This is a genomic window from Ihubacter massiliensis (assembly GCF_024125305.1).
Classification (GTDB): domain Bacteria; phylum Bacillota; class Clostridia; order Peptostreptococcales; family Anaerovoracaceae; genus Hominibacterium; species Hominibacterium faecale.
Genome location: NZ_JAMXVH010000001.1, coordinates 3,790,571 through 3,806,733, shown reverse-complemented (window position 1 = coordinate 3,806,733; position 16,163 = coordinate 3,790,571). Strand labels below are relative to the sequence as shown.

The 16,163-nt window shown below is 49.0% G+C and carries 12 protein-coding genes; 5 read left to right on the top strand and 7 right to left on the bottom strand.

The window, feature by feature from the left end; genetic code table 11:
* Positions 1 to 761: 761 nt before the first annotated feature.
* Positions 762 to 1,586 carry a Cof-type HAD-IIB family hydrolase gene (locus NIA71_RS17350; RefSeq protein WP_253021077.1) on the bottom strand — a complete coding sequence of 275 codons (825 nt, stop codon included), beginning with the start codon at positions 1,584 to 1,586 and terminating at the stop codon, positions 762 to 764.
* Entirely contained in the window at positions 1,571 to 2,182 is a 612-nt protein-coding gene (locus tag NIA71_RS17345) for an MBL fold metallo-hydrolase (RefSeq protein WP_148395445.1), read from the bottom strand. Before NIA71_RS17345 ends, NIA71_RS17350 begins: the two co-directional genes overlap by 16 nt.
* 174 nt (positions 2,183 to 2,356) lie before the next feature.
* On the opposite strand from NIA71_RS17345, the gene trkA reads away from it, so the two are divergent.
* The 4 genes from trkA (at position 2,357) to NIA71_RS17325 (ending at position 7,276) form a co-directional block, all read left to right on the top strand.
* Positions 2,357 to 3,727 (top strand): Trk system potassium transporter TrkA, encoded by a 1,371-nt coding sequence (gene trkA / locus NIA71_RS17340; RefSeq protein WP_253021076.1) that lies wholly within the window; start codon positions 2,357 to 2,359, stop codon positions 3,725 to 3,727.
* A 14-nt stretch (positions 3,728 to 3,741) separates the two neighbouring features.
* Complete coding sequence (locus NIA71_RS17335) at positions 3,742 to 5,205, top strand: TrkH family potassium uptake protein (protein WP_148395443.1); 1,464 nt, start codon at positions 3,742 to 3,744, stop codon at positions 5,203 to 5,205.
* An 18-nt stretch (positions 5,206 to 5,223) separates the two neighbouring features.
* Positions 5,224 to 6,699: a TrkH family potassium uptake protein gene (locus NIA71_RS17330; RefSeq protein WP_253021075.1), complete on the top strand. Its 1,476-nt coding sequence runs from the start codon at positions 5,224 to 5,226 to the stop codon at positions 6,697 to 6,699.
* Positions 6,700 to 6,796: 97 nt separating this feature from the next.
* Positions 6,797 to 7,276 (top strand): CBS domain-containing protein, encoded by a 480-nt coding sequence (locus tag NIA71_RS17325; protein ID WP_253021074.1) that lies wholly within the window; start codon positions 6,797 to 6,799, stop codon positions 7,274 to 7,276.
* A 5-nt stretch (positions 7,277 to 7,281) separates the two neighbouring features.
* Here the strand turns inward: NIA71_RS17325 and NIA71_RS17320 are convergent, their stop codons facing one another.
* From NIA71_RS17320 to NIA71_RS17300, 5 genes are all read right to left on the bottom strand, one after another.
* Complete coding sequence (locus tag NIA71_RS17320; protein WP_148395440.1) at positions 7,282 to 8,664, bottom strand: glutamate decarboxylase; 1,383 nt, start codon at positions 8,662 to 8,664, stop codon at positions 7,282 to 7,284.
* Positions 8,665 to 10,596 (bottom strand): ribonuclease R, encoded by a 1,932-nt coding sequence (rnr, locus tag NIA71_RS17315; RefSeq protein WP_253021073.1) that lies wholly within the window; start codon positions 10,594 to 10,596, stop codon positions 8,665 to 8,667. It abuts the gene before it with no gap.
* Between the two features lie 395 nt (positions 10,597 to 10,991).
* A complete protein-coding gene (locus NIA71_RS17310) occupies positions 10,992 to 11,264 on the bottom strand; it encodes a hypothetical protein (protein ID WP_148395438.1) in 273 nt (90 codons plus the stop codon).
* Between the two features lie 99 nt (positions 11,265 to 11,363).
* A complete protein-coding gene (locus NIA71_RS17305) occupies positions 11,364 to 13,013 on the bottom strand; it encodes a hypothetical protein (RefSeq protein WP_253021072.1) in 1,650 nt (549 codons plus the stop codon).
* Positions 13,006 to 15,078, bottom strand: coding sequence for an efflux RND transporter permease subunit (locus tag NIA71_RS17300; protein WP_148395436.1), 2,073 nt, complete (start codon positions 15,076 to 15,078; stop codon positions 13,006 to 13,008). The genes NIA71_RS17305 and NIA71_RS17300 overlap by 8 nt, the downstream gene beginning before the upstream one ends.
* A gap of 178 nt (positions 15,079 to 15,256) precedes the next feature.
* Between NIA71_RS17300 and NIA71_RS17295 the strand changes: the two genes are divergently transcribed.
* Complete coding sequence (locus tag NIA71_RS17295; RefSeq protein ID WP_253021071.1) at positions 15,257 to 15,856, top strand: TetR/AcrR family transcriptional regulator; 600 nt, start codon at positions 15,257 to 15,259, stop codon at positions 15,854 to 15,856.
* Positions 15,857 to 16,163: the final 307 nt, after the last annotated feature.

Below are 16,163 nucleotides of genomic sequence, written 5' to 3'. Positions count from 1 at the left end.
AGCCGTCTGCGTAATGGAAACCTGGCCGAACTGGTCTTCATGGCAGTTCTAGGGCCCGGGAAATCAGGTCAGCGTTTAGAGAAACTGGGCAACCAATATAGCGGCAGCCCGACAAAACAGAAATTTTCTCAAATCCTATTCGAAATCGACATTTTCGAGACCAATGTCCATACGAAACGATCCTTTTTTAGTAAAAATAAGTAAATATTAGAATCACAAAACCAAGTTAGCGCAAGCTTCCCAATTTTAAGCACACGTACAGCAGCAAATTAGTTAGTTTTCTCATGTCTTTTAGGAAACATATTCCATTTTTATATGGACATTCACACTAATTTGGCCCATTTCGAATAGGTTTCGGCGAAAAAAATGAAAATCGCCCTTCCCCGGCCCGATTATCAAATCCACAAAACCACACTTACTAGTACAAAAGGAAAAAAGATGCTCGTCAAGACTCGCATCTTTCATTATTCTGTGTCCATGGGTGCATCCACCCTTCTTTCACCAGACCATATCAAAAGCTGAAGATCAACGTTTATCTACCGATACGGTTTATCAAATCGCAAAGCCTCAAATCCTCGAGCCTCAAGGCTCCAGTACCAGCACCTGCCCCAGCCTCCCAGCCCCGACGGCCGCAGCCCCCGAAGCGTAGCAGCACAAACGTTCACCTCATCTGCCAAATCCCACAAAACACCCCCTCAGCCCAGCCTTCACGCCCAGGCTGCCAGACGCCTTCCTCTTTACACCCCAGCCTGCCAGCTCCTTCACTCCAGCACGAACTTGCGCACCGCCTGCGCGACCCCATCCTCATGATTGGTCCCGGTCACATACTTCGCCACAGCCTTCACCTCATCCTTGGCGTTGCCCACAGCCACCGGCATCCCCGCCAGCCGCAGCATCGCCGCATCATTGGGGCTGTCTCCGATGGCCATCATTTCCTCCGGCTTGACGCCCAAAACATGCTCCAGCTCCTGGAGCGCCGCCGCCTTGCTGGTGGTAGCGCCGCCGATCTCCAAATTATGGTCGAAGGACGTGGTCAGCGTGGTATTTTCCAGGCCCAAAAGCACCTGACGCATCCTGGCCCGATCCCTCTGGTCCTCAAAATTTACATTAATATTTTCGATATGCTCCTTATGCTCCAAAATAAAATCAAACAGCCCCGCAATCGGCTCCCTGGTGGTCAGCACATAATCCACATGGCGGAAGCTGAGGCCCGTTTGCTTGATATGATCATAAAAAGACTTATCGATATACGCATGGCCCTCCGTAAACGCCTCCACCATAAAATCATACTGCTTCAGCAGCGCCACAGCCTCTTCCACCGCTGAGGGCGCGATGCAATTTTCATAAATCACCTTTTTTTCCCTCAAATCCGTTATGATAGCCCCGTTGGACGTAAGCACATACTGGATTCCCCGGATCCGAAAAACATCTTCCGGCAGAGCGCTGTAAGTCCGCCCGGTGGCAATCACAACATTGACCCCGCGGTCAATGGCTTCCTCCAGGGCCTTCCGGTTGGCCTCACTAATCACCCGGTCATCGTTTAATGTCGTTCCATCCAAATCTAAAGCAATTAATTTGATTGACATGATGTTTCCCTCACTATATCTAAAAATTCTTGATTCAGCTTTCTTACCGTTTTCATATTGCAGCCATCTCCGTGGCCGGGATAAATGAAAATTTCGTTGCTCCATTTATCGATGATCGCTTTGCAGGAGTGGATCATATCCGCTTCACTGCCGTCCTCCAAATCCGTCCGCCCCAAATCCACGTTGAAGATCGTATCTCCGGTAAAGGCGATTTTGCTTTTTTCCGAATAAAAGCACACGCCGCCTCTGGTATGCCCCGGCGTATGAATGACCTCAATAGCTTCCTCTTCAAGATAAACCATATCTCCGTCCTCCAGCGGATATTCCACTGGATCTTTATACAAATCCATATCCTCCCGATGGAGGTAGACCGGGCAGTCAAATTCTGCCTTCAGCTTTTTCACCGCACCCGTATGATCATAATGGTGATGGGTCAGAAGAATACCTTCCATCTTCAGGTTCATCTTCTTTATATATTGAGCAAACCGATCCGGGTTGTAACCTGGATCAATGACAAAACACGGTCCGCCTTCCCTTTGGTAAATCACATAACCGTTGCTTTCCAGCACCCCTCCGATAAAACGCTTTATTTTCATAACAAAACCATCCTTTTTTCTTTGTCAGTTATTTTACCACAAATATAGAATTTCGTCCAAAAAAACACCTTTTCCTGCTATTTTTACACTTCCTTCAATATTCCTCTCAAATATCTGTTGCCAAACCGCAAATTAGTGGTAAAATGGTTGTGTTATTCATATTGGAGGTAAGAAATGAAGATTGCGATAGTTGGCGCAGGGAAGCTGGGTCTCAAGGTTACGGAAGCGCTCCTGGGAGGAGATCATTCTGTGACCATCATCGACCAGGACGAATCTGTTTTGCAGAAATTAAGCTCTCATCTGGATGTGATGACTGTAAATGCCAACGCCAAAGAAACAAAAATATTAAAAAACCTGGGTATTTCCACTTACGATTATCTGATCGCCGTCACCGAAAGTGATGAAACAAATATTGTGATCGCCGCTTTTGCCAAAAAGCTAGGCTGCGCGAAAGTGATCTCCAGGGTACGTGACCCTGAACATATGGGGCAGCTGGGGTTCATCAAAGAAACGATGGATATTGACAGCATTGTTAACCCAGATCTTTCTATTACTGTGGAAATCTACAAATACTTGGTGGAAAAATATACATTGAGCAACGGAATCTTTTCCAGCGGAAAAGTGTCTTTGCTGGAATTTAATTCTGAAAAACTGCCTCAGCTCATCGGTCTGTCCATGCCCGAAGTCAGCTCTGTCCTGGGCGATATGCTGGTAGCTGCCATTTCCAGGAACGGAAAAGTGATTATTCCTCACGGAGATACGGTAATTCACCCGGAGGACGGCCTCTATGTGATCGGAGAACGCACGCCGGTTATGGAGCTGAACGCTCAGGTCCACGAAAAAGGCAAATATACCGATCTGCAGAAAGTTATGATCGTAGGCGGCGGCAAGACCGGATATTATCTGGCAGGAAAATTATCTGAATTCGGAGTCGCTGTCAAAATCATTGAAATGGATAAAAACCGCTGCCATTATCTTTCAACCCATTTGGAAGATGTCATGGTTCTCCACGGCGATGCCACGGATCTGGATCTTTTAGAAGAAGAAAACCTGGATGAAATGGATGCCTTTGTAACGGCCACCGGCTATGATGAAGAAAATCTGCTGCTGGCGCTCATGGCAAAACGTCACGGCATTGAAGATGTAATTGCAAAGGTCAGCCGAGAAAGCTATTCCGATTTGATCGAAAGCATGGGAATTGATATGGCCCTCAACCCATTGGATATTACTGCCAGCACGATTCTGCGCTTTGTGCAGGGCTCCAAACGGGTTATTTCTTCCGTGCTGATTCAGGGACAAGCTGAAATCATGGAGATCGTGGCTTCCGACCACATGCGGCTTGTCGATACGCCGCTGCGGGAGCTGAATCTGCCAAGAGGTGTAATCGTAGCTGCCATACACCGGGGGCTTAACGTCATTATTCCTGACGGCGAAACCATCATCGAGGAAGATGACCGGGTCATCATTTTCAGCTTGCTGACAGAGCTTCCAAACTTGGAAAAACTGCTGAAGGTAAGCGGCAAATTCTCCTTCTTTCGGAAATAGAGGCAGGTCAGAACATGAATCTTAGTTTACGCGCAGTATGCCGGATCATCGGGCTGGTACTCCTGGTGATCGGAGCTTCCATGATACCATCACTTGCAGTAGCAGGCATTTACAACGAAATGCCTGCTCTTTTGGCGTTTTTGTCCACCATCGCCATTGCCGGAATCTCCGGACTTGTGATGATCCGCTTTGGACATCGCTCCACTGCTGTTTTAAAGGTAAGAGACGGCTTTCTCATTGTCACCCTTTGCTGGATTGTCTCAGCGGTGATCGGGGCCGTTCCTTTTGTTTTTTCTCAGAGTATTCCAAACTTTGTGGATGCCTTTTTCGAGACCTGTTCGGGCTTTTCCACCACAGGTGCTTCCATCCTTTCCGATATTGAAGCCCTGCCCAAAAGCATACTCTTTTGGCGTTCCTTCACCCACTGGATCGGCGGCATGGGCATTCTGGTATTTGCCATCGCCCTTATGCCTTCCTTGGGAATCAACGGACAGAACATCGCTGTTTCAGAAGCACCCGGTCCTACCTTGGACAAGGTTACGCCCAAAATGTCCGACACGGCCAAAGCCCTCTATTTTGTATACTTAATTTTCACCATCATAGAAACAGTCCTGCTGTGCTTGGGCGGCCTGAGCCTTTATGATGCGCTGATTCATACCTTCGGCTCTGTGGGAACCGGCGGATACTCCAATTATGGGGACAGCGTCGCTCACTTTGACAGCGCCTATGTGGATATGGTCATCGCGCTTTTCATGATTCTCTCCGGAGCCAACTTCAACCTTTATTACATGTCGCTGCGCAGAGGTATCCGAACGCTGGTTCGAGATGCGGAATTCCGCTTTTATCTGTTTATCATCGCTTCCACAACCGCGCTGATCAGCCTGAACCTGCTCCTTACTCATTATTATGAAAGCATTGGACAGGCTGTACGCTATTCTTTATTTCAAACTGCTTCTATACTGACCACCACTGGATTTGCCACCACCGACTTTGATTTGTGGCCCACCTTCAGCAAGATGCTGCTCATGCTCTTAATGTTCGTCGGAGGCTGCTCTTCCTCCACCGGCGGCGGGGTCAAGGTGATCCGTATTCTGATTCTGCTCAAGCTGATCCGCAGGGGAATCGCCACCAGGCTCCACCCCAGCGCTGTAGTCAACGTGAAACTTAACGGCAGCACCGTACCGGCCGACACGGTTACGGCCATTGCCAACCATGCGTTTTTGTATATGGCTGTCGTTTTCATCTCTACGATCTTGATTTCCCTCAACGGGTTTAACATGACGACCAGCTTTACTTCTGTCATTACTTGTCTGGGCAACATCGGCCCTGGATTCGAACTGGTGGGACCGACGGCGAACTTTTCTATTTACGCCATTCCTTCCAAACTGCTTTTATCCTTTTTAATGCTGGCAGGAAGGCTGGAGCTGTTTACACTGCTCATTCTGCTGACGCCGAAATTCTGGAACCAGGATCATTAACCGCAAGGGAGAAGAACTATGTCATTCAATACTGCACTAAACTATCAGGCTATCGTAAAAATATTGGGAGTCATTACTCTGATTGTGGGCATTTCCATGCTCCCTGCTCTGTTTTGCGCCCATTTATACAATGAGCCGGGAAACTTCAAGGCAATTCTCATTTCGGCTGTCATTACCATCAGTGCAGGTATTCTGGTAGTTTTGTTCATCCGACCGGTAAAGGCCAAATTCCGCGCCAGGGAAGGGTATCTTGTGGTTGCGCTGTGCTGGATTATTGCTTCGCTGTTTGGCACCCTGCCCTACTATCTCTCCGATTTTACCGGTAGCTTTATTGACGGATTCTTTGAATCAACGGCCGGTTTTACCACGACTGGCTGCACATCCATTGGAGCCGAAACCATGCCCCATTCTCTGCTCATGTGGAAGGCCATCTCCCACTGGCTGGGAGGTATGGGAATCCTGGTCTTTGTTATTTCCATCCTGCCGGCGCTGGGCATCAATGGCCAGCTGATCGTCAGAGCAGAAGCACCCGGCCCGGTTCTGGAAAAGATGGCGGTACGGATGAGTGATTCAGCTAAAATTCTCTATTTGATGTATTTTTCCTTTACCGTGATCGAATTTGTCCTGCTCGCACTCAGCCCATCGATGACACCATTTGACGCGCTGATCAATACCATGGGCAGCATCAGCACCGGCGGCCTTTTGGCTCATCCTGACGGGATCGCTTACTACGACAGCATTTATGTGGAGGTCGTGATCGGGGTGTTCACCATTTTGGCTTCTGTCAATTTCGTACTCTATCATTACGCGATTAAGCGTAAGTGGAAGTATGTTTTAAAAGATATTGAACTGCGTGCCTTTTTGAGAATCCTCATAGGCGCCGTTATTTTGTGTACCCTGGGCCTATATTTTCTTGGTCACTATCCCAGCTTGGGAAAAGCGCTGCGGGATTCCTTTTTCCAGGTGGTCAGCGTTGCCACCACATCCGGATATTCCAGCGCCGATTATACCCTGTGGCCGGCACTATGCCAGTTGATCCTCTTCACGCTGATGTTCATCGGAGGCTGTGCGGCTTCTACCTGCGGGTCAATTAAGGTAATTCGAATCGTGGTTTTTCTTAAGTTGATCGGACGCGGCTTTTACAAACGAATCCATCCCCGCTCTGTGGTGGCGGTAAAACTGAGGGGCAAAGCAGTACCTGCGCCGGTGGTCTCATCCATCACCGTGTTCATTCTTATGTATATGGGGCTGTTCCTCTTCTCCAGTCTGATTTTATCCCTGCAAAATCTTGATCTGGAAACGACGATTACCACGTCGGCAGCCATGCTTTCCAATACAGGAATGGCGTTCGGCCAAGTGGGCGCTCTGGGCAATTACTCTATGTTCGGAGACGGCCTTAAGCTTTATCTCAGCTTGCTGATGATCGTAGGAAGACTGGAACTATTTACAATTGTCATCCTCTTTACGAGAAACTTCTGGGGAAGAGACCGCTAAAAATCGCATGAAAAGGAAATAAATGGGCATCCTAACGTTTGGGGTGCTCTTTTCGTTGGGAAAAGCGCTTATTACTACGGAAGCAGGGAGGATTTTTATGCTGGTAAAAGATTTGATGACTACAGGAATAAGCTGTGTAAAGGAAGATACTTCATTAAAGCAGATCGCCAAACAAATGAAACAGGAGGATGTTGGGCTGATTCCTGTCTGCAATGATAAAGGAGAGGTTTTGGGCGTAGTGACAGACCGAGACCTGGTGCTGCGCGCTTTAGCCAGAGAGATCGGGGATCATTCCGGCGAAAAAAAGGCGCCGGGAAAATCCGGCGCCCAAGAAAGCCAATTAAAAGCCCGTGATGTAATGTCCACAAACATTGTCTGTGCTTCACCGGATATGAATACCCATCATGCGGCATTATTATTGGCAAAATACCAGGTTCGGCGGCTGCCTGTCACACAAAATGGCAAATTGGTGGGCATGCTGTCCATGGCGGACATCGCTCGAAAAACCGTTTTCATCGATGAAGCCGGGGATGCCCTTTCTTCCATCTGCGCAGTAGCGCCGCCGTCTCATTTATAAACAGGTTAATGGGTGAAGCCATAGACGCCTTTATCGGTCGCCGGACCGGGCAGGATCCGCGCTTCATCCAGCTCTTTGACAGCGCGGCGGAAATCATCGATAAAGTGGATAGCCAGCTGTCTGGAGAAGTCGGCCCGGATCACTGCTCTTTGGATGACGATGGTTTCCAAATCCTGCGGCAGCGGGTAAGCCGGAACCTGCCAGCCGCTCATGCGGATCCGATCTGCCAGATCGTAGAGATTCCATTTGCGGTTTTCATCTGCTTTCAGCTTCCAGCAAACAATCGGCATTTCATCCCCATCGTTTAAAAGCTCGAAGATTCCCAGTTCTTTCAGTTCTTTTGCTATGTACATAGCGATTTTACGCGTTTTTTCATGTACAACCCGATAACCGTCAAAGCCCATGCGGGAAAAATTGTAGTACTGGCCGATAATATGGCTTGCTGATCTAGAAAAATTAATGGCCATGGTGGGCATATCGCCGCCCAGGTAGCTCACATCAAAGACGAGCTCCTTAGGAAGGAATTTTTCATCTCTCCATAAAATCCACCCGACCCCCGGATAAACCAGACCGTATTTATGACCGGACGTGTTGATCGAAACAACATTTTTCAAACGAAAATCCCACGGCCGGTTGGGTCCGCAAAACGGGGTGAACATGCCGCCGGACGCTCCGTCAACATGGATATATACTTTATATGGCGTCGTCTTATTGTGCGCCTCCACCAATCGATCCAGCCCCTGGATATCGTCCAGTTTGCCCGTGTATGTATTCCCCTGGATGCCCACAATTCCAATGGTGTATTCGTCCACGTAATCCATGACCTTTTCCAAATCCAGGCTGAGGCGATCCCATTTCATCGGCACCCGGCGCAGTTCAATGTCCCAGTATACACAGAATTTTTCCCAGCAAACTTGATAGCCTGCGGAAATGACCAAATTGGGTTTTCTGGCGTTGACATCGAGACCATGGGAAGCCGCATTTTCCCTCCACCGGAATTTCATGGCCATGCCGCCCAGCATGCAGGCCTCAGAAGAGCCCACCGTGGAGGTTCCAATGAACCTTTCGTCTTTACGGGCATGCCACAGGTCGGCGATGATATTGACGCAGCGCATTTCCAGCTGGGCAGTCTGGGGATATTCGGATTTATCGATGGCGTTTTTCTCCAGAGTCAGGGACATCAGGCGGGTCGCTTCCGGCTCCATATAGGTCTGGCAGAACGTGGCCAGATTCTGCCTGGCCACGCCTTCATCCAGCAGTTCATCCAAAACCAGGCGGTACGCTATGTCTGGATCCAACGGGTCTTTCATCAGCTTTTTAGTAGGCAGCAGTTCTTCAATGGTCCCGCCTGGAAAGGCGGCCATATGTTCCATACAATCCTTTTTCATTTAAACCTCCTCCATCACAAAATTGATTTCGCGATTTTCAATGCTCACCGAATCCACCGTGACGCGGATCCGTTCCCCCAGCATGTAAGCTTTATGGGTCCGCTCCCCGATTACCCGGTATTTTTCCGGTTCATGGATATAATAATCGTCGGTCAAAGAATCCAGCCGAATCATGCCTTCGATGGTATTGGCCAGCTGTACATAGATTCCGTAGCTGGTCACGCCGCTGATGACTCCGTCAAAGGATTCACCCACATGATAAGAAATATATTCGGCCTTTTTCAGCTTTTCCACCTGCCGCTCCAGCTCAATGGCCTGGCGCTCGGTGGCTGATGAAATTTCCGCAGCCTCCAATGTCTTTTTCTTGAAATGCTTCATCGTCTTTCCGTCCAGCTTTCCCCGGAGACAAGCTTTAATGATCCGATGAATGATCAGGTCAGGATATCTGCGGATGGGTGAGGTAAAGTGGCAGTAATATTTGAGGGACAGCCCAAAATGACCGCCGCATTCTGTTCCGTAAAAGGCCTTTTGCATGGAACGGAGCATCACGGTATTGATGACATTTTCATAAGTCTTTCCCGACACCTTATCCAAAATATCGTTGAGTGTCTTGGGATGGATGGAATCAGAAGCACCTTTAAGCGTAAGGCCGAACCCTCTTAAAAAAGTTCGGAACTCTTCCATTTTTTCCGGAGAGGGCGATTCGTGAATCCGGTAGACAAAGGGGATTTCCATCCAATAAAAATGCTCTGCCACAGTCTGATTTGCCAAGAGCATAAACTCCTCGATGAGCTTATTGGCCGTTCGCCGCTCGGCAATGTCCACACTGACCGGGATCCCCGATTCGTCCAAGGTAATATAAGCTTCATCAAAATCAAAGTCCAAGCTGCCTCTGGCTTCCCGCTTTTGCCGGAGAATTTTAGCCAGCTTATCCATAATCAGAATATCTTCATAAACCTCCCGGTGTTTTTTTATCAGATCCAGATCATTGGTTTCCAGCATGTCGGAGACTTCCGAATAAACCATCCTCGCTTTGGAATGGATCACGCTTTCATAAATATCGTGATTAACCACATCTCCCTGGGGCGTCACTTCCATATCAACCGATAGGGTCAGTCGACCCACATCCGGGTTAAGGCTGCAGATACCGTTGGACAGCTTCTTTGGCAGCATAGGCACCACCTGATCGATCAGGTAAACGCTATTGCCCCGTTTCAGCGCTTCCTGGTCCAGATAGCCGCCTTCTTTGACATAGTGGGCCACATCGGCAATATGAACCCCCAGCAGGAAATTGCCTCCTGGGAGCAGTTCAATGGAAACCGCGTCATCAAAATCCTTTGAATCCGCCCCGTCTATGGTAAGGGTGGTTTTTTCCCGCAGGTCCCGGCGGCCCGCCAGATCTTTTTCTTCCACGCCTGCCTTGCTGACGGCTTTGGCTTCCGCGTTAACCCGGCTGGGAAAAGTTTCCCGCAGTCCGCAGCCCCGCATGAGCGCCTTGATGTCGCCGCCGGCCTGCCCGCTGCGGCTGATGATCTCCGTGATCTTTCCTTCCGCGCTGTTTTCTTTATCCGGATAGCGGGTGATCTGCACCATCACTTTATCGCCCCTCTGTGCGCCGCGGAAATCTTTTTTGCGCACAAAAATATCCTCGCCCATTCTGGGGTCGTCGGCCACAACAAAGCCAAATCGTTTGCTTTTCTCAAAGGTGCCGACAAGTTCTTTTGTGCAGCGTTCCACAATCTTGACAATCACGCCTTCTCTGGAGTTTCCGCGGCTCTGGGGATTTAATTCTACCAGAACCCGGTCTCCGTTCATGGCACCGCCCATGCTGCGCGCGGAAATATAGATATCCGGTTCTTCGTCTTCTGTTATAACAAAGCCAAACCCTTTTCTGTGTTTTGACAATGTGCCTATGGTCTCAGGTCTTTTCATCTTTTTTCTCATATGTATAGTTTACCATATCCCGGCAATAAACGCACCCTAAACCCGTTTGAAGCCAAATTGGGCTTTGGGCTGCCGCACCAAAGTTAAAGGTTCGTGTCTGTTATGAAAGGGTTGGTTAGGCTCCTTGGTCGAGCTCTTTTGTACGACGCCTTGGTTTACCATAATGAAATCGGGATATTTTGACTAAATTTTGTGGGTTTGCGGGCTGTAAATTCTCCAAGATCCACACTTAAGGAGGTTTTTGCTAAATCCGACCCCCGGAAACGTTGAAAAATTGCACTAATTTTGTAGCTTTTATCAAAATTAGTGCAATCCCAGATGCCAAGGGGCTTCATGAAGCAGATCGCTTTTCACGCGGCAGCCCCTAACTTTCGGAAAGCCGCCTATTTTGTAGTTTCTTTGGTATTATTCTTCTGTGCATCGTCTGTGTTGTCTGTACCATCGACTAAATCTTTGGCTCCGTCTTTCACATCGTCGCCCAGATCTTTAGCATCGTTTTTCAAATCTTCGCCTGCATCGGAGGCTTTCTCCGTCGTTTGTTCGACTGTTGTGCCATCGTTGACCTGACCTTCCGATGTATCCTTGTCGCCGCAGCCTGCAAATGAAAATACAGATACGGCCAGCAGCATTGCTAATAAGATTCTTGCTTTTTTCAATGTCTTCACTCCTCTCTTTTTTTCTTAACATATTATTTGCCTATTGCCGCAAATTTATCAAAGAAAAAAAGATTTTTTTCTTTGAGCGAAGAAAGATGCTTAATCGATGCCAAAGAGGGATAAGAGTTTTTGCCACCAGCTTTGCTTTTGAACTGGTGATTCTGCAGGAGGCTCTTTGTCTGGGAGTTCGATCGGCCCATTCTTAATCACAAACTGCACGCTGCGCACATTGGTATTTTTTTCCGAAACAAAAGATGTTACCTCTCCATCGGTTCTCCTTATTCCCTCCAGCATGTCGTTGATTTGTTCCTCTACCTGGCCGCTGATGCCGGAGGTCTTGCTGGTAAGACTAGCAGTGCCCTGAGCCAGAGCGCTGCTGCCGCTCTTCAGCTTTCCGGTTCCGTCTGAAAGGGCCTCTGCACCCTGGGTTAGCTTACTGATCTGAGAAAGATCCAGCTCCTTCAGCTGATTGACCGCTCCCTGCAGCTGCTGATCAAAGGTCTGATAGTTTTCTGCCAGAGCAGCCGCACCGTTTTGGGCCTCGGTAATTCCCGCCGCCGTGCTGTTCAGATAGGTTTCGGTTGCCTGAATGGCCGCTATATTCCCTTGGATCAGCTTCTGGCCCTGGCTGATCTGGGCAAGATACTGGCTCTTCTGCGGTTCATTCAACATACCGGCCTGTACCTTCAGTTGATTCAGCAGCTCCAGCATTTGGGCGTTCTGCTGTTTCAACTGGTCGATATTGAGGCCGTTTTCAGCCATGACCTTTTTATAGGCGTCATAGCTGACAGAGCTTTTGATTTTTTCAACACCCTGATCCAATGCTGAAACGGCACCTTTGATTTCCGAAGATGCGCTCCCCAGCTTACCGGCCTGCTTCACTTGTTTGGAAATAGTTTTCACGTTGTTTTCCAAATCATCGCTGCCTTTTTTTAATTTTTTCGCCCCGCTCTTTAGTTCTCCGGCCCCTTTATCCATGGCTTTCGCGCCATGATCAATGGCTTTCACCGCTGCCGAAAGCTGGCCGAATTTTTTTGTCATCTCGCTGCTGTCCACGTCCACATCCATATTTAGCTGAATCCCGTTGAAGGAGATGCTCTCCATTTCAAAGTCCTTTACCTCTGTCTCCACCTGAAGGGTTTTCTCTGTGCCAGGGAGCAAAGTCCAGGTCAGCTGCTTATTGGCTCCCGCATTGGCTTCGGTCGCGCCCTGAGCACGAATGTTTTCACACTTATCGGTCGGAAAAGCAGCCGTAATCTGCAAGGCATATTGGTTAAAAAAGGATTTTTCTGCCTGAGGGTTTTCGGATATGGCGATTTCCAGCTTCATCTCTCCGTTTTTTCCGGCGAGTTCCTTCGGACTTATTTCCCTGCCGTCAAGGGTATATTTGAGCGCGATGTTCCAGGGAAGGCTGCCTTTTTTCAAGTTACCCTGATAATAGAGCATCTCTTGATCGGTGTCTATAAGGAGCTGATCGCCCTTTTCACGGATTTTATCAGTGGAGGTCATGTTGCGGACACGCTCATAGGTTCCATAGTCCAGAATGGATTTCTGCCCCTCAAAGATATTGACCACATAAATCTGCTCCATATGTCCGTCCCCGCCCAGATCCGCATAAACCACTTCGTCCTTTGGGGACGGCTGCTGATCAGCGAAAGCCGGAACCGCGGCCACATCGGCCAGCAGCAGGATCAGCAGTCCTGCCGTCAACATCCTCAGCTTTTTTCCCGTTCTGTTTTTTCTATACATGTGTTTTACCCCCTTGTGCAAAGTTTGATTGATAAGTCAGCTTGCCGATGATCTTATCCAGGCTGTAGAGGATCCCCGGCAGAACCAGCAGCACCAGGACCGCCGATAAGACCGCTCCCCGGGCTACCAGCGTGCCCAGCTCGATCAGCACGCCGTTGGTGGAAATCGCCGCCAGCATGCCGCCTCCCAATGTGAGAATGGAAGCCGAAGTCAGAATCGACAGCGCCGTATGGCGCACAGTGGAAAGCAGGGCTTCCTTTTTCGTATATAGATGCCGCTCTTCCATATAGCGGCTTGCCATCAGAATCGCATAGTCCACCGTCGCCCCCAGCTGTATGGCGCTGATAATCAAGTAAGCGATATATTGGAGCTGCTCACCGGCAAAATAGGGAACCGACAGGTTGATCCAGATAGATGTTTCGATGACCAGCACCAAAATCACAGGAATGATGATGGAACGCATGGTTATAAGCAGGATTAAAAATATGGCTCCGATGGCGATAAAGTTGACCCGCTCCATGTCTCTTGTAGTCACATCCCGCATGTCATATGTGGTGGCGCTTTCCCCTGCCAGCAGATATTTGCTGCCGTAGTACTGGTCCCCCAGCTTGCGCAGCTTTTTAACAACTGCAAAGGCCTCCCGGCTTTCCTGACTGGTGCTTACGGAAATTACCATCCGGCTATAATGCTCTGAGATAAGCTTGCTGCGGGTTTTCTGATCCAGATAGGCTGGCGGTACCTGGGGCCCCGCTGCATCCACAAAGGAAAGAACCTCTATAACCTGGGGAATTTGATGGATAGCTGAGCTCAACTCTTTTTCCTTGGCCGTATCGCCTTTGGGCACCATCAGCACCAGCTGATTGGTCTTTCCGAAATCTTTTTCCACTTGCACGCTTTCCGCATAGGTCTGAGTTCCCTCACGGAAGATGTCTCCCGCGCCGTATCGAAAATCGTTGCTGCTCTGAGCCAGAAAGGCCGGTATCATCACCAGCAGAAAGACGATCAGCGCCGGAATGCGAATCTTGTTTACGAATTTGGAAAAGCCTTCGAACTTTGGCATCAGCGGGCGATGCTGAGTTTTATCGATCCATCGGTAGCTCATCAGTGCCAGCACTGGCAGCAGAATCAGCACCGAGACCATGGAAAGGGCAATGGCTTTGGCCATGACAGTTCCCATATCGGGACCAATGCGGAATTCCATGAGGATCAGCGCCGCAAATCCGATGACCGTTGTCAAACCGCTGGCAGTAATGGTAAAAAAGGATTTGCGGATGGCTTTTATCATTGCATCCTGAACCGGCACGCCTTCTTGCCGGTAGGCTGAAAACCGGTGAAGAAGAAAGATGGAATAGTCCATAGAAACTGCCAGCTGGAGGATGCTGCAGGCCGCTTTGGTGACAAAGGAAATTTCGCCGAAAAAGAGGTTGGTCCCCAGGTTGATCAAGATGGCGATGCCAATGGTCACCATGAAGAGGACCGGCTCAAACCAGGATGTGGTAGTCAGCAGGAGAATGATAAAACATAGGGGTATGACCAGCATCATGATTTTTCCTACTTCAATGCCCGTTGTAGCAGTGGCCGCGGCCGTATTGACCGCCGCTCCCGCCATTGCCGCATCCTCGCCAGCCAGTTTTTGCACTTGCAGGTACGTCTCCAGAATCCGGTCAGGGTCGATGGTGAGAATAAAGCAGGCTTTTTCATCTTTATAGTATTGGTCCAGAACGCTTTGGCTGATCAACTCCAACGGCCCCTTAACCTCTGCCCCATCGTCCAGCCAGGTAATATCCCGGATGCCTTCTATGGCAGCAATTTTTTCTTTCAGGGCCAAAGCCTGGGGAATGGACACGTCCTTTACCACCAGCCTGGCGTTGGGCGCGCCGCTTCCAAATTCTTCTTTCATGGTATCCAGCGCGATGGTCGAGGGCGTATCCGCAGGCAGATAGTCTGCAAAGGTGTAATTGACCTTAACGCCTGTGGAAAGAATTGCTCCCGCAACGGCGCAGATTAAAAACAGAACGACCACTGTCTTTTTATGCCTTAGTATTGCCCGGAAAAAGCGTTCCATTTATGATCCCCCTTATATTGACGAATTTTAAGTAATGAACAGGCTGTTGATTTTAATGCTATCTTTTATTATAATAGGTCTTGCTCAATTTTCAATAAGCAACTAGGGGAAAAAATGTGCGTTAATGAACAAAGTCCCCAGATTTCGTTCATTATTCGCGTCCATGAGGAAACTGATTATGAATGAAAAAAAGACAGCGGACCGCCGGATCCGCAAAACCAGGCTGCTGCTGCGCCAGGGTCTGTCCAAGCTGATGCTGAAAAAAAGTATTAAGGAGATCACCGTCAAGGAGCTGACGGAGCTGGTGGATATCAATCGGGGAACGTTTTATCTGCACTATAAGGATATTTACGATATGGTGGAAAAGATCGAATCTGAAATCATGGAGGAATTCCGCATAATTTTGGATGCCTATCCCACATCCCAGCTCCAGCAATCGCCGCTGTTTCTCTTTACGGAGATCTATACCTATCTGGCGGATCACGCAGATTTGTGCGCCGCTTTCTTAGGGGAAAACGGAGATATCGCATTTGTCGAAAAGCTAAAGGGTCTGGTGCGGGATAAGTGTTTTCGTACCTGGGCTGTGAAATATGATAAGGCGGATTCGCGGACCTTTGAATGTTTTTACGCCTTTGTTGTCAGCGGTCATATCGGCTTGATCCAGGATTGGCTGGCATCTGGCATGAAAGAGTCGCCGGAAGAAATCGCGGCTCTGGCGGAAGAGATGGTGCTCCACGGCGCCGCAGCGCTGGAATCTTCAGCACAAGGAGAAGTATGAAGAAACGCTACAGTCGGGGTGTTTGGAAAGAGGCATTTTTTGCTGTATGCTGCGCTTCGTTGAACAGGCGCCAGATTGCGGAAAAGCAGGGGAAGCCGATGAGATTTCAGATTGGGGAAAATTACTTCAAACCGGTTAGGCGCCAGATTGGGGAAACCGCTTTAAGACCACAAGGTACCAGGCAGCGGAAAACTTTTGTAAAAACCGGCATTTTTTTCGCAAAGTTGTGGGGTTGCAGGGCCTGATTCTGGCAGAAATTGGCAGAGCGGCTTAAAGTTGCAGTTTGAAGGGCCGCAATCGTTGAAAA